12 protein-coding genes are annotated in these 13,875 nt (G+C 72.4%); 4 read left to right on the forward strand and 8 right to left on the reverse strand.

The genetic code is table 11. From position 1 onward, the window contains the following. The first annotated feature begins 128 nt into the window (after positions 1–128). The 4 genes from ACIQZO_RS27495 to ACIQZO_RS27510 are packed head-to-tail and all read left to right on the forward strand — an operon-like array spanning position 129 to position 3,056. Entirely contained in the window at positions 129–671 is a 543-nt protein-coding gene (locus ACIQZO_RS27495) for a hypothetical protein (protein WP_403631078.1), read from the forward strand. Next, positions 668–1,135: a ferritin-like domain-containing protein gene (locus ACIQZO_RS27500; protein WP_403631081.1), complete on the forward strand. Its 468-nt coding sequence runs from the start codon at positions 668–670 to the stop codon at positions 1,133–1,135. The genes ACIQZO_RS27495 and ACIQZO_RS27500 overlap by 4 nt, the downstream gene beginning before the upstream one ends. A 16-nt stretch (positions 1,136–1,151) precedes the next feature. Then, positions 1,152–2,054: an aminoglycoside phosphotransferase family protein gene (locus ACIQZO_RS27505; RefSeq protein WP_403631084.1), complete on the forward strand. Its 903-nt coding sequence runs from the start codon at positions 1,152–1,154 to the stop codon at positions 2,052–2,054. Between the two features lie 42 nt (positions 2,055–2,096). After that, on the forward strand, positions 2,097–3,056 hold the full coding sequence (locus ACIQZO_RS27510) for a slipin family protein (RefSeq protein ID WP_403631086.1): 960 nt from the start codon (positions 2,097–2,099) through the stop codon (positions 3,054–3,056). A gap of 110 nt (positions 3,057–3,166) precedes the next feature. Here the strand turns inward: ACIQZO_RS27510 and ACIQZO_RS27515 are convergent, their stop codons facing one another. The 8 genes from ACIQZO_RS27515 to ACIQZO_RS27550 form a co-directional block, all read right to left on the reverse strand. Then, positions 3,167–4,861 carry a proline--tRNA ligase gene (locus ACIQZO_RS27515; RefSeq protein WP_403631089.1) on the reverse strand — a complete coding sequence of 565 codons (1,695 nt, stop codon included), beginning with the start codon at positions 4,859–4,861 and terminating at the stop codon, positions 3,167–3,169. 61 nt (positions 4,862–4,922) lie between these two features. Next, on the reverse strand, positions 4,923–5,465 hold the full coding sequence (locus tag ACIQZO_RS27520) for a GNAT family N-acetyltransferase (RefSeq protein ID WP_403631092.1): 543 nt from the start codon (positions 5,463–5,465) through the stop codon (positions 4,923–4,925). Between the two features lie 85 nt (positions 5,466–5,550). Beyond that, positions 5,551–6,393, reverse strand: coding sequence for a GNAT family N-acetyltransferase (locus ACIQZO_RS27525; RefSeq protein ID WP_403631352.1), 843 nt, complete (start codon positions 6,391–6,393; stop codon positions 5,551–5,553). A 158-nt stretch (positions 6,394–6,551) separates the two neighbouring features. Next, positions 6,552–7,709, reverse strand: coding sequence for a flavodoxin-dependent (E)-4-hydroxy-3-methylbut-2-enyl-diphosphate synthase (ispG, locus tag ACIQZO_RS27530; protein ID WP_403631095.1), 1,158 nt, complete (start codon positions 7,707–7,709; stop codon positions 6,552–6,554). 174 nt (positions 7,710–7,883) lie between these two features. Next, on the reverse strand, positions 7,884–9,185 hold the full coding sequence (locus tag ACIQZO_RS27535) for a M50 family metallopeptidase (RefSeq protein ID WP_403631098.1): 1,302 nt from the start codon (positions 9,183–9,185) through the stop codon (positions 7,884–7,886). Beyond that, the gene (dxr, locus tag ACIQZO_RS27540; protein WP_403631101.1) at positions 9,182–10,435 is read right to left on the reverse strand and encodes a 1-deoxy-D-xylulose-5-phosphate reductoisomerase; all 1,254 of its coding nucleotides are present in this window, start codon (positions 10,433–10,435) and stop codon (positions 9,182–9,184) included. Before dxr ends, ACIQZO_RS27535 begins: the two co-directional genes overlap by 4 nt. A 21-nt stretch (positions 10,436–10,456) precedes the next feature. Further along, a complete protein-coding gene (locus tag ACIQZO_RS27545; RefSeq protein WP_403631103.1) occupies positions 10,457–11,785 on the reverse strand; it encodes a hypothetical protein in 1,329 nt (442 codons plus the stop codon). A gap of 91 nt (positions 11,786–11,876) precedes the next feature. Next, positions 11,877–13,811, reverse strand: coding sequence for an acyl-CoA dehydrogenase family protein (locus ACIQZO_RS27550; RefSeq protein WP_403631106.1), 1,935 nt, complete (start codon positions 13,809–13,811; stop codon positions 11,877–11,879). Positions 13,812–13,875: the final 64 nt, after the last annotated feature.

Here is a 13,875-nt window from a genome sequence, read left to right on the forward strand (position 1 = left end):
CGTCGTGTGTCAGGTCAAAGGGTATCCGGTGTCGGAGGGTGTTGCCGTCCGCCCTGTGGACGGGGCCCCGGGTACCGTGATCGCACCCTGCCCCGCCATCAGCGCTTCATCACCCGGAGGACGTCGCCGTGCCCTGGACTCTGCCTTCGAGACCCTCGCGCCGGAGCCTGCTCGCCGGAGCTGCCGGCGCGGCCGGCGCCGCGCTGCTGACCGGGTGTTCCGGCGACCTCCCGACCGAGGCCGCCCTCACGATTCCACTCGAACGGCGGATGCGTGAGACGGCCGTCCGTGACAGTACGCGACTGCGGGACCGTTACGACGCCACCGCGGCCGCCCATCCGGCCCTGGCCGCACGGCTCGCACCGCTGCGCGCCGCCGTCGACGCGCACGCCGCGGCCCTGTCCCTCACGCCTTCGGCCCCGCCCTCGCCCACCCCGTCCCGGTCCGGCGGTACGGGGGCGGCCGCGCCAGCGGTGAGCGGTGAGCCGGTGCCGGCCAAGCCCGAGGAAGCGCTGACCGCGCTCGCGGACGCCGAGCGCAGCCTGTCCGAATCCCGGACCATCGACCTGGCCGGGGCCCCCGGGGAGCTCGCCCGGCTGCTGGCCTCGGTGGCCGCCTGCGGCGCCGTACACGCCCACCTGCTGACCTCGAACCCCGGAGCCGCGTCGTGAAGCCCGAACCCTCCCCCGCCGGCGGGGCCCTGGAGGCCGCCCAGGCCGCGCTCGCGGCCGAGCACGCGGCCGCCTACGGCTACGGGGTGATCGGCGCCCGGTCCACCGGCGCCCGCGCGACGCAGGCCCGGGAGTCGTACGGCGGCCACCTCGCGCGCCGCGACGCGCTCGCCCGGACCGTGCGCCGGCTGGGCGGATCGCCCCGGCCCGCCGAGGCCGCGTACGCCCTGCCGTTCGAGGTGCGCAGTGCGGCCGACGCCGAGCGGCTGGCCGCGCAGATCGAGGACCGGGTGGCCGGCGCTTACTCCGATCTGGTGCGTGCGGCGGAGGGCCCGCTGCGCCGCGAGGCGGCCGACGCGCTGACCGCGGCGGCCGTGCGCGCGGCACGCTGGCGCGGTGTCGGCGTAGCCTTCCCTGGGCTCGCGGAACGCGCTGACGAGGCGCAACGGGCCCAGCACAGCTGAAAGGGACCACGCACGCATGGTTTTCGAACCGCCGCAGCGGCTAGTACGGGCGCTCGGTGAGATGCCGGAGACGGCGCAGGACGAGGACTGGCTGGGGCAGTTGCCCCGACTCACCGAAGCCGCGCTGTCGCGGCGCGGGGTGGAGGCCCGGCGGGTGCAGGCCCCGGGCGGCCGCAGCAGCCTGGTGGTCCTCGTCACGTACGCCGACGGGACCCCGGCCGCGCTGAAGCTGGCGCCCCCGCACGCCCGGCCCGACCGGGAGCTCGCCGCGCTGGCCCACTGGGGCGGCTTCGGGGCCGTACGGGTCCTCGACACGCGGCACCACGACGACGACGGGGCGTTGCTGCTGGAGCGGTTGCACCCGGAGGTGTCGCTGCGTTCGCTGCCGGAGGCCAAGGCCCTGCTCGAGGCGAGCGGCACGCTGCGCAGGCTGTGGGTGGCGCCGCCGGACGGGCACGGCTGGGAGACGGTGGCGGAGCGCACCGAGTGGCAGTCGGCGGCCCTGCGGGCGGCCCCGGCGGAGGTCCGGGCCCTGGCCGACACGGCACTGGCGCTGCGGGCCGAGCTGGTGGCGGCCCCGCCGGAGGAGCTGCTGCTGCACGGGAACTTCCGGCAGGGCAAGGTGCTCGCGGGCGAGCGCGCGCCGTGGCTGACGGTGGGTCCCGATCCGCTGGTCGGGGAACGCGCGTACGACCTGGCGCGGCTGGTCCGGGACCGTCTGGAGGACCAGGTGGCCTCCTCCGCGGGGGCGGCGGGCGCCCGGCGCCGGGTGAACAAGCTGGCCGACGCGCTGGAGGTGGACCGGGAGCGGCTGCGGGGCTGGACGCTGTTCCGCGCGGTGGAGTCCGGTAACCGCGCGCTGGCGGCGGGGCGGCGCCGGGACGCGGAGCTGCTGCTGGAGTTCGCGGCCTGGCTGTAGGGCATACCTTAGATATGTAGGTATGTCCGGCAGGGGGCCGTCATGGTCGAAGAACTGCTGACAGCGGCCATCGCCACTGGCGTGGCTGCCGTGGTCTATCTGGGCGCCGCGGCCCGGGTGGTCAAGCAGTACGAGCGGGGCTTGGTCTTCCGCTTCGGCAGGCTGCGCGAGGAGGTCCGCGGCCCGGGCCTCACGACGGTCGTTCCCGTCGTGGAACGGCTCCGCAAGGTGAACATGCAGATCGTGACGCTGCCGGTGCCCGCACAGGAGGGCATCACCCGGGACAACGTGACGGTGCGGGTGGACGCGGTGGTGTACTTCAAGGTCGTCGACCCGGCGAGCGCGATCGTGGCGGTGGAGGACTACCGCTTCGCCGTCTCGCAGATGGCGCAGACCTCGCTGAGGTCGATCATCGGAAAGTCGGACCTGGACGATCTGCTGTCCAACCGGGAGATGCTCAACCAGGGGCTGGAGCTGATGATCGACAGCCCGGCGGTGGGCTGGGGCGTGCAGATCGACCGGGTCGAGATCAAGGACGTGTCCCTGCCGGAGACCATGAAGCGGTCGATGGCGCGGCAGGCGGAGGCGGACCGTGAACGGCGGGCGCGGGTGATCAACGCGGACGCCGAGCTGCAGGCCTCGCACAAGCTCGCCGAGGCGGCGGAGGTCATGTCGGAGCAGCCGGCGGCGTTGCAGCTGAGGCTGCTGCAGACGGTGGTGGCGGTCGCCGCCGAGAAGAACTCGACGCTGGTCCTGCCGTTTCCGGTGGAGCTGTTGCGGTTCCTGGAACGAGCGGCCCCGTCGCCTGCGGCGACGGCCTCCCCCGAGAACCCGGCCCCGGCCGGCCCGGCTTCCGAAGGCCCCGGGCCGGCCGAGGTCGACGACGCGGACGCGGACGCGCTCGACGGGGCTCCGGTTCCGGATGCGCTCGGTGGGCCGGCGGACGGCCTGATGCTGGACGCGGCCCCGCCGGAGCAGGAGCGGGACGGGCTGCGCGAGTAGCCGCTGCGCGGAGCCTTCTCCCCGCCCCGCCCTCTCTCCGTCTCCCGGACACTGCCCGGACCCGCGCCTCAGACGCGGGCCGGGCAGGACGCGGGCGGGGCCGCAGGCGGCTACGTCAGGCGGGCGAGTGCTTCCGGCAGGGGGAGTTCCTCGCGGGTGCCCGTGGCGCGGTGCTGGAGTTCGACCACGCCGTCCGCGGAGCGGCGGCCCGCCACCAGGATCCACGGCACGCCGATCAGTTCCGCGTCCGTGAGCTTCACGCCGGGCGACAGGCCGGGCCGGTCGTCCAGCAGGATCCGCAGGCCCGCCGCGGCGAGCGCCGTCGCCGCCTCCTCCGCCAGCGCGAGCGGCACCGCCTTGCCCGCCGCCACCACGTGGACGTCGGCCGGGGCCACCGCCGCGGGCCAGCACAGGCCGCGTTCGTCCGCCGTCTGCTCGGCCAGCGCCGCCACCGCGCGGGAGACGCCGATGCCGTACGAGCCCATCGTGACCCGGACCGGCTTGCCCTCGCGGCCGAGCACATCCAGCCCGAAGGCGTCCGCGTACTTGCGGCCCAGCTGGAAGATGTGCCCGATCTCGATCGCCCGGTCCAGCCGCAGCCCCGCCCCGCAGGACGGGCAGGGGTCGCCCGGCTCCACGACCACCACGTCCAGGTACTGGTCCACCTCGAAGTCCCGCCCGCAGACCACGTTCCGGGCGTGCGTGTCCGCCCGGTTGGCCCCCGTCACCCAGGAAGTGCCGGGCGCGACACGGGGGTCGGCCAGGTAGCGGACCTTCTCCAGACCCTGCGGGCCCACGTATCCGCGTACCAGATCGGGGCGGCCCTCGAAGTCCTCGGCCGTCACCAACTCCACCACCGCCGGGGCCAGGTGCTCGCCCAGCTTGCCGAGGTCCACCTCCCGGTCGCCCGGCACGCCGACGGCCGTGATCTCGCCGTCGACCTTGACCAGAAGGTTCTTCAGCGTCGCCGAGGCGGGTACGCCCAGGTGCGCGGCGAGGGTCTCGATCGTCGGGGTGTCCGGGGTGTCCACCTCCTGCGGCGCCGGGTGTTCGCCCGACACCGGCGCGAGGGCGAAGGTCACGGCCTCCGTGTTCGCCGCGTAGGAGCAGGAGGGGCAGTCCACGAAGGTGTCCTCGCCGGCGCCGGCCGGGGCCAGGAACTCCTCCGACGCCGAGCCGCCCATCGCTCCCGAGACCGCCGACACGATGCGGTGGTCCAGGCCGAGCCGCTCGAAGATGCGGACGTACGCCTCGCGGTGGAGCCGGTAGGACTCCGCCAGCCCCTCGTCGGACACGTCGAAGGAGTACGAGTCCTTCATCTGGAACTCGCGGCCGCGCAGCACGCCGGACCGGGGCCGCGCCTCGTCGCGGTACTTGGTCTGGATCTGGTAGAGCATGACCGGCAGGTCCTTGTACGAGGTGCACTGGTCCTTCACCACCAGGGTGAAGATCTCCTCGTGGGTCGGCCCGAGCAGGTAGTCGGCACCCTTGCGGTCCTTGAGCCGGAACAGCAGGTCCCCGTACTGCGACCAGCGTCCGCTGACCTCGTACGGCTCCTTCGGCAGCAGGGCCGGGAGCAGCACCTCCTGGGCCCCGATCGCGTCCATCTCCTCGCGGACGATGCGCGAGACGTTGTCCAGGACCCGCTTGCCGAGCGGCAGCCACGTCCACACCCCGGCGGAGCTGCGCCGGACGTAACCGGCGCGGACCAGGAGCCGGTGGCTGAGGGTTTCGGCGTCGGCCGGGTCCTCGCGGAGGGTCTTGGCCATCAGGCGGGACATCCGCTGCACGTGTTGCGTAGACATGCGGGGAGGTTACCGGCCGGGCCGCCGCCCGCGGTACTCGTTTCAGTGCCTGGCCGGCGCCTCAGCGCCTGGTCAGCGGCAGGATGGCCCCCATGACGGCGTACGGGAGGCTCGCGCTCGGGAAGTGGACCTGGCGGGCGAGGTCGGCGTAGCCGAGGGCCCGGTAGAGCCCTCGGGCGGGGCTCTCGGTGTCGATGGCGGAGAGGATCGAGCGGGGCTCGTCGGCGGCGTCGGTGATGTCGGTGATCAGCGCGCGGCCGATGCCGTTGCCCTGGAATCCGGGGTGCACGTGCAGCTCGGTGATCACGAAGGAGCCGTCGAGCCACTCCTCGTGCCCGCCGGCCCGCAGATAGGGCTCGACGATGCTGGACCACCAGTGGCTGCGGTCGTTCGGCATCCCGTAGACGAATCCGGTGAGGGCCCCGTCCTCGGCGAACGCCCCGAGGGCGCGGGCTCCGCGGCAGGTCATGTGGCGCTGGACGATGTAGCGCCGGATGCCGACCTCCTCCTCGCTGAGGCCGAAGGCGACGGCCTGCACGCGCAGGGCCTCGTCCACGCGGGCGGCGAGGTCGAGGGGACCGATTCGGACTCCGGAAGGCAGCATGCCGCGACCTTACTTCGCGGTACCGGGCGCCGGAATGCCACGGCCCGGGTCGGTGGTCCGGCTGTGGCATCAGGCGGGGCGGGGTTCAGAAAAGTACGCTCATGAACGCGCCGACCTCACGGAAACCGACGCGGCGGTAGGCCGCCCGCGCGGCGGCGTTGAAATCGTTCACGTAGAGGCTGACCACGGGCGCCACGTCCCGCAGCGCGTACGCGACGACGGCGGCCATCCCGGTCTCGGAGTGACCGAGGCCGCGGAACTCGGGGTCCACCCACACGCCCTGGATCTGGCAGGCACGGGTGGTGGCGGCGCCGATCTCGGCCTTGAAGACGACCTTGCCGTCCTCGACGTGGGCGAAGGAACGGCCACTGGCGACGAGTTCGGCGACGCGGGCCTGGTAGAGCAGCCCGCCGTCACCGGCCATCGGCGAGATGCCGACCTCCTCGGTGAACATGGCCACGCAAGCGGGCATGATCACCTCCATCTCGTCCTTGCGGATCCGGCGGACCCGTGGGTCGGCCCGTACCGTGGTGGACGGGCGCTCGATGATCATGAGCGGCTGATGGGAGCGGACCTCGCGGGCGGGGCCCCAGCTCGGCTCCAGGAGCTGCCACAGCAGCCGGGTGGCCCCGGCGGGGCCGACGATGGAGGAGCAGCGGCGGCCCGTGCGGCGGGCCCGGTCGGCGAAGGCGCGTACGGCGTCAGGTCCGGCGCAGACGGGGACCAGGTTGGCTCCGGCGTAGCAGAGGGAGCGGAGCTCGCCGTCCGCGTACCAGCCCCACATCTCGCCGCCCAGGCGCCAGGGGTCGAGTCCGGCGACCTGGACCCGGGAAGTGACGAAGGCGTTCTCGACCGGCTCGCGTCCGAGGATTTCCATCGCCGCGTCGAGATCACTGGGCTCAAGGACCCGGGTGGTGGTCTGCGTCAACACTGGGGCCTCACCATGCAAGTCTGCTGATCTCCGCACTGTACCCGGCGGCGCCCGGGGATGCCGTGTCCGCGGTCACGAAACGGCCCCGGACCGCCCCCCAACTGCGGGAACGGCACCGGGGCCGAGGGAGTTCGCGGAGAGCCGGGACCGGAGGATCAGACGCCGATGGCGACGGTGGGCTCGCCGCTCATCACGCCGTCCTTCTCCATCTGCTCGGCGATCTTCATCGCCTCTTCGATGAGGGTCTCCACGATCTTCGACTCGGGGACGGTCTTGATGACCTCGCCCTTCACGAAGATCTGGCCCTTGCCGTTGCCGGAGGCGACGCCGAGGTCGGCCTCACGGGCCTCACCGGGGCCGTTGACGACGCAGCCCATGACCGCGACGCGCAGCGGGACCTCCATCCCCTCCAGGCCCGCGGTGACCTCTTCGGCCAGCTTGTAGACGTCGACCTGGGCGCGACCGCAGGACGGGCAGGAGACGATCTCCAGGCGGCGCGGCTTGAGGTTCAGCGACTCCAGGATCTGGATGCCGACCTTGACCTCCTCCGCCGGCGGGGCGGAGAGGGAGACGCGGATGGTGTCGCCGATGCCCTCGGAGAGCAGCGCGCCGAAGGCGACCGCGGACTTGATGGTGCCCTGGAAGGCGGGGCCGGCCTCGGTGACGCCCAGGTGCAGCGGGTAGTCGCAGGCCGCGGCGAGCTGGCGGTATGCGTTGACCATGACGACCGGGTCGTTGTGCTTGACCGAGATCTTGATGTCGCCGAAGCCGTGCTCCTCGAAGAGGGAGGCCTCCCACAGCGCGGACTCGACCAGCGCCTCGGGGGTGGCCTTGCCGTACTTCTTCAGCAGCCGGGCGTCGAGGGAGCCGGCGTTCACACCGATGCGGATCGGGGTGCGCGTCTCGTTCGCGGCCTTCGCGATCTCCCGGACCTTGTCGTCGAACTGCTTGATGTTGCCCGGGTTCACGCGGACCGCGGCGCAGCCGGCGTCGATCGCGGCGAACACGTACTTCGGCTGGAAGTGGATGTCGGCGATGACCGGGATCTGCGACTTCTTCGCGATCACGGCGAGCGCGTCGGCGTCGTCCTGGGTCGGGCAGGCCACACGGACGATGTCGCAGCCGGAGGCGGTGAGCTCGGCGATCTGCTGGAGCGTCGCCCCGATGTCGGAGGTCCTGGTGGTGGTCATCGACTGCACGGAGATCTGTGCGTCGCCACCGACGGCCACCTTGCCGACCTGGATCTTGCGGCTGACCCTGCGGTCGGCAAGCTTCGTCGGCACGGCCGGCATTCCGAGAGAGATGGCAGTCATCTGCTGTGCAACCCCAAGGTGTGGATCAAGGTCCCGAGATCGGCGGGCTCCAGGCTTCGAGATTACGCCAACCAAGGGGCGGCCCGTGCATCCGAGGGGGTGCGCCACCCGAACGTAGGGAGCCGGGCACGATCCGTGCCCGGCTCCGGTACGACTGGGGTACGGCCCCGCAAACTAGGTGATCTTGATCGGGTTCACCACGTCCGCCACCATCACCAGCAGGGTGAAGCAGATGAACAGGCCCGCGACGACGTACGCGACGGGCATCAGCTTCGCCACGTCGAACGGGCCGGGGTCGGGGCGCCGGAAGATCCGCGCGACGCCCCTGCGGAGCGATTCCCACAGCGCGCCGGCGATGTGCCCGCCGTCGAGCGGGAGCAGCGGCAGCATGTTGAAGAGGAACAGCGAGAGGTTGAAGCCGGCCAGCAGGTTGAGGAAGAAGACCAGCTGGTGCTGGGCGGGGATGTCCAGGGTGAAGATCTCACCGCTGACCCGCGCCGCGCCCACGACGCCCATCGGGCTGTCCTGCTTGCGCTCGGCGCCGTTGAAGGCCGCGTTCCACAGGTCCGGGACCTTGGACGGAAGCGCCACCAGCGACTGGACGCCGGCCTGCATCATCTCGCCCATGCGGTCGACGGACTGGCCGAAGGACTGCGGGACGTAGCCGGCGGCGGGGGCGAAGCCCAGGAAGCCCGCGGTGACGTACTCGTCCTTGACGTACCGGCCGCTGCCGTCCGTCTTGGCGACCTTGTTCTCGATCAGGTTCGCCGTCAGGTCCACGCGCTGACCGGCCCGCTCCACGGTGATCGTGGCGGGGCCGACGGTGGAGCGGATGTCCTTCTGCAGGGCGGACCAGTCACCGACCGTGCGCCCGTTGAAGGCGACGATCTTGTCGCCCGCCTTCAGGCCGGCCGCCTTGGCGGGGGCCGCCGGGTCGCCGGGGGCGCACTTGTCGCGCTTCTCGCTCTGCTGGATGACGCAGTCCGAGACGGTGGCGACCGAGGTGGTCTGGGTGTTCAGCCCGAAGGCCATCAGGGTGGTGAGGAAGATCGCCACGGCCAGGATCAGGTTCATGAACGGCCCGGCGAACATGACGATCACGCGCTTCCACGGCTTGCGCGTGTAGAAGAGCCGGCTCTCGTCCCCGGGCTGGAGCTCCTCGTACGCCGCCGAGCGCGCGTCCTCGATCATCGACCGGAACGGCGAGGTGGAGCGGGCGGTGACCCGGCCGTCCTCGCCGGGCGGGAACATCCCGATCATGCGGATGTAGCCACCCATCGGGATGGCCTTGATCCCGTACTCGGTCTCGCCCTTGTGCCGCGACCAGACGGTCGGCCCGAAGCCCACCATGTACTGCGGCACGCGAATGCCGAAGATCTTGGCCGTGGACAGGTGCCCCAGCTCGTGCCAGGCGATGGAGACCAGCAGGCCGACCGCGAAGATCACGACCCCGAGCACCGTCATCAGTAGTGTCATGCGCGCGCCTCCGCGGCGGCCCGCGCCGCCATCTCCCGCGCCCGGGCCCTGGCCCAGGCCTCCGCTTCCAGGACGTCCTGGACCGTCAGGGAGGTTCCCGACTCAGGCGTCCCGTGTTCATCGACCACGGCAGAGACCGTATCCATGATTGCTGTGAACGGCAGCCGACCTGCCAGGAATGCCTCGACGCACTCCTCGTTGGCCGCGTTGAACACGGCCGGGGCGGTACCACCGAGGGTACCCACGTGCCGGGCGAGGCCCACCGACGGGAAGGCCTCGGTGTCCAGCGGGAAGAACTCCCAGGTGGAGGCCTTGGTCCAGTCGAAGGCGGGGGCCGCGTCCGGGATCCGCTCGGGCCAGCCGAGGCCGATCGCGATGGGACCGCGCATGTCCGGCGGGGTGGCCTGGGCGAGCGTGGAGCCGTCCGTGAACTCCACCATCGAGTGCACGTAGGACTGAGGATGGACCACGACCTCGATGCGGTCGAAGGGGATGTCGTACAGCAGGTGCGCCTCGATGACCTCCAGGCCCTTGTTGACCAGGGTCGAGGAGTTCACGGTGATCACCGGGCCCATGGCCCAGGTGGGGTGCGCGAGGGCGTCCTGCACGGTGACGTGTGCGAGCTCGGCTCGGGTGCGGCCGCGGAAGGGGCCGCCGGAGGCGGTCACCACGAGCTTGCGGACGTCGGCCCGGGTGCCGGCGGCGAGCGCCTGGAAGAGCGCCGCGTGCTCGGAGTCCACCGGGATGATCTGGCCGGGCTTCGCCAGGGCCTTGACCAGCGGGCCGCCGACGATCAGCGACTCCTTGTTGGCCAGGGCCAGGGTCCGGCCCGCCCGCAGGGCGGCGAGGGTCGGCGCGAGGCCGATGGAACCGGTGATGCCGTTGAGGACGGTGTGGCACTCGGAGGCGGCGAGTTCGGCCGCGGCGTCCGGACCGGCGAGGATCTCGGGCAGCGGCTCGGACGGGCCGTACTGGGCGCTCAGCGCCTCTTTCAGGGCCGGTACGACGTCCTCGCGGGCGACGGCCACCGTCTTGACCCGCAGCAGCCGGGCCTGCTCGGCCAGCAGCTCCACCCGCCCGCCCGCGGCGGACAGTGCGGTGACCCGGAACCGGTCCGGGTTGCGCAGGGCGAGGTCGATGGCCTGGGTCCCGATGGACCCGGTGGACCCGAGGATGACGATGTCCCGGAGGCCGGCCGCGGGGTCGAAGAGGAGGTGCGGATCGGCGAGGGGGGCTGGGCGGTCGCTCATGCCCCCCATTGTTGCCTCAACTCAGGAGCGGCCGGACACGGAGCCCCCTTCCGTTACCCGCAGAAGCAGGTGCGGGAGCGTTCCGGCGAACTCCGGGAGCGTCCGGGCGACGCTCCACCAGGCTTCGGGGTCCTCGTCCAGGGCCAGGGCCAGCAGCTGGTCGGCCTCGGCGTGGGAGGCGAGGACGGCCGCGGGGCGGTCGTGCCGGTCGGGGTGGTCCACATCTCCGAGCCAGTGGTCCTGGTCGAGGGCCCAGCAGGCCGGCAGCTTGTGCCGGATCACATCGTTGCCGGTGAGCAGAGCGCGGTCGAGGCAGTCGCGCACCCAGCGGATGTCCTCCCGGACGCTGTCCATCGGCACGGCGAGGCTCGCCAGGGCCAGCTCGCGCTCCACGCCCCCGTAGGGCTCGACGGCCGTCGGGGCCAGGTGGCGCACCGCGCGAACGAGGTCGGGGTCGGGCTCACCCGCGTCGGCCGCCTCGGGCACGGTTCCGTCGGCCAGGGCGGCGACCAGCGCGGGCAGCGGGCCGCGGTGGCCGGGGGCGTGCCTCAGCAGCTCCGCCCACATACGGGGATCGTCCCCCAGCGGCCGCAGCGCCCGCAGGACGGCCGTCTGCATGCCGGCCTGCTCGGGCAGGGTCCAGCGCAGGCCTCCGGTGTCGGGGAGGCGGGCGAGCAGCAGGGTCAGGTGCGCGGGGGCGAGGTGGGCGACGAGTTCCTCGTGCGTGAGCCGGCCCATCCGTACGGCGCGGACGGCGGGCCGGTGCCAGGAGCGCCCGTCCGGCGGCTCCGCCCTGCCGGCCAGGAAGGCGTGGACGGTCTCCAGGGGCAGGTCCTCGACGAGCAGCAGGGCCTCGACCGCGCCGGTCGGCAGCGGCTCGCGCAGGTGCTCGGCGCCTATCAGCTCCGGGTCCGGCCGGTGGCGCAGCGCCAGGATGTCCAGCGGGACCCGCGGCCCGCGCCTGCCGTGCCGGCGCAGCAGTCCGATCAGCTCGGCCGCGTCGAGCGGTCCCTCATCGGGGTCCCTGCCGAGCTCGGCGCGGAGCACCGGCAGCAGTGCGGGCGGTGTGCGGCGGCGGGCGTAACGGGCGGGTCCGGGCAGGCCGGGCAGCGGCCGGCCCACGACCCGGGGGTTGCGCGCTATGAAGGTCCGGTCGGCCGCGCCGCCGTGGCGCAGCAGCAGGGTGACGGTCGAGGCGGACAGCCACTCGTCCCGGCACAGGTATTTGCGGGTGGGCTCGTCCAGCCTGCCGATCATGTCCGTGACGACGTGGTCCGGTGCGTGGCGCAGCAGGTGCGCCACGCACCAGGCCAGCCGTCGGCTGGTGCGGTCTTCCTCGGCCGTCGACATCGTTCTCGTCCGCCTCGTGCTGTGCTCGTACGCGTACCAGTACTCGTACTCATCCTCGTACGTCTGTCCGACGTGCGGCGATGATTGCAGGTCAGCGGATGGGGCGGTGCACGTTTTTCTGAGTTGACGGTCCGGGGGCGGCGTCCGCGATCCAGGGGCCGTCGCCGGAGGGGTCGAGGACGCCCTCCTCCAGCCAGGCGTAGGTGCCGGACAGGACGCCCGCGACCACCTTGCGGTCGAGCTCGTCGGTGTTGGACCAGAGCCTGCCGAAGAGCTCCTCGACGCGCAGCCTGGACTGCTCGCAGAAGGCGTCGGCCAGCTGGTACGCCTCCCGGCCGTGGGCGCCGGTGGCCCTCATGTGCTCGGCGCGCACGCAGGCCGCGCTCATCGCGAAGAGCTCGGCGCCGATGTCGACGATCCGGCCGAGGAAGCCCTGCTTGGTCTCCATCCGGCCCTGCCAGCGGGACATGGCGTAGAAGGTGGAGCGGGCGAGTTTGCGGGCGCTGCGCTCCACATAGCGCAGGTGACCGGAGAGGTCGGGGTGACCGCCGGGGTGGAAGGCCCGGTAGGTGCCGGGGACCTGGCCGGGGCCGGTGGCGAGCTTCGGCAGCCAGCGGGCGTAGAAGCCGGCGGCGCGCGCTCCGGCCTTCGCCTTGTCGCCGAGCGCCTTGTCCGGGTCGATGAGGTCGCCCGCCACCGAGAGGTGTGCGTCGACGGCCTCGCGGGCGATCAGCAGGTGCATGATCTCGGTGGAGCCCTCGAAGATCCGGTTGATGCGCAGGTCGCGGAGCATCTGCTCGGCGGGGACGGCGCGTTCGCCGCGGGCCGCCAGGGACTCGGCGGTCTCGAAGCCGCGCCCGCCGCGGATCTGGACCAGTTCGTCGGCCATCAGGCAGGCCATCTCGGAGCCGTAGAGCTTGGCGAGGGCGGCCTCGATGCGGATGTCGTTGCGGTCCTCGTCGGCCATCTGGGAGGCGAGGTCGACCACCGCTTCGAGGGCGAAGGTGGTCGCGGCGATGAAGGAGATCTTGGCGCCGACCGCCTCGTGCTTCGCGACCGGCCGGCCCCACTGCTCGCGTACGCCGGACCATTCGCGGGCGATCTTCAGGCACCACTTGCCGGCACCGACGCACATGGCGGGCAGGGACAGCCGACCGGTGTTGAGTGTGGTCAGGGCGATCTTGAGCCCGGCGCCCTCGGCGCCGATGCGCTGGGCCGCGGGGACCCGGACCCGGTGCAAGCGGGTGACGCCGTTCTCCAGGCCGCGCAGGCCCATGAAGGCGTTGCGGTGCTCGACGGTGATGCCCGGCGAGTCCGCCTCCACGACGAAGGCGGTGATCCCGCCGCGGTGGTTCTCGGACTTCGGAACGCGGGCCATCACGACGAGCAGGTCCGCGACGACCCCGTTGGTCGTCCACAGCTTCACGCCGTCGAGCACATAGGCGTCGTCCCCGTCGGGGACCGCGGTGGTGGCCAGGCGCGCCGGGTCGGAGCCCACGTCGGGCTCGGTGAGCAGGAAGGCGCTGATGGCGGTGGTGGCGCAGCGGGGCAGGTAGGCGTCCTTCTGCTCCTGCGTGCCGAACATCTTCAGCGGCTGGGGTACGCCGATCGACTGGTGGGCGGAGAGCAGGGCCCCGATGGCCGGGCTCACCGAGCCGACGAGGGCCAGCGCCTTGTTGTAGTAGACCTGGGTGAGGCCGAGACCGCCGTACTTGGGGTCGATCTTCATGCCGAGGGCGCCGAGCTCCTTGAGCCCGCGCACGGTCTCGTCGGGGATCTTCGCCTCGCGCTCGATGCGGGCCCCGTCGATCGAGGTCTCGCAGAACTCCCGCAGCCGGGCCAGGAAGGCCTCGCCCCGCCGGACGTCCTCGTCGGCGGGGAGCGGGTGGGGGTGGATCAGGTCGAGCCGGAAGCGCCCGAGGAAGAGTTCCTTGGCGAAACTGGGTTTGCGCCAGTCCTGTTCGCGGGCCGCTTCCGCGACCTGCCGTGCCTCGCGCTCGGTCACCTTGGGCTGTGTTGCGGACATGAGGGGACTCACCTCGCCGCCGGAGTCGGGGGTCCACCGGCGTTACCCGCCGGTGCTACCTGGG

Source organism: Streptomyces sp. NPDC097617, from assembly GCF_044761485.1.
Taxonomy (GTDB): Bacteria; Actinomycetota; Actinomycetes; order Streptomycetales; family Streptomycetaceae; genus Streptomyces.

What these genes read in the sequence shown, in the direction of transcription:
- ACIQZO_RS27505 (WP_403631084.1), top strand. Translation starts at nt 1,152, where the DNA reads ATGGTTTTCGAACCGCCGCAGCGGCTAGTACGGGCGCTCGGTGAGATG.
- ACIQZO_RS27510 (WP_403631086.1), top strand. Translation starts at nt 2,097, where the DNA reads ATGGTCGAAGAACTGCTGACAGCGGCCATCGCCACTGGCGTGGCTGCC.
- ACIQZO_RS27515 (WP_403631089.1), bottom strand. Translation starts at nt 4,861, where the DNA reads ATGTCTACGCAACACGTGCAGCGGATGTCCCGCCTGATGGCCAAGACC.
- ACIQZO_RS27520 (WP_403631092.1), bottom strand. Translation starts at nt 5,465, where the DNA reads ATGCTGCCTTCCGGAGTCCGAATCGGTCCCCTCGACCTCGCCGCCCGC.
- ispG (WP_403631095.1), bottom strand. Translation starts at nt 7,709, where the DNA reads ATGACTGCCATCTCTCTCGGAATGCCGGCCGTGCCGACGAAGCTTGCC.
- ACIQZO_RS27535 (WP_403631098.1), bottom strand. Translation starts at nt 9,185, where the DNA reads ATGACACTACTGATGACGGTGCTCGGGGTCGTGATCTTCGCGGTCGGC.
- dxr (WP_403631101.1), bottom strand. Translation starts at nt 10,435, where the DNA reads ATGAGCGACCGCCCAGCCCCCCTCGCCGATCCGCACCTCCTCTTCGAC.
- ACIQZO_RS27545 (WP_403631103.1), bottom strand. Translation starts at nt 11,785, where the DNA reads ATGTCGACGGCCGAGGAAGACCGCACCAGCCGACGGCTGGCCTGGTGC.
- ACIQZO_RS27550 (WP_403631106.1), bottom strand. Translation starts at nt 13,811, where the DNA reads ATGTCCGCAACACAGCCCAAGGTGACCGAGCGCGAGGCACGGCAGGTC.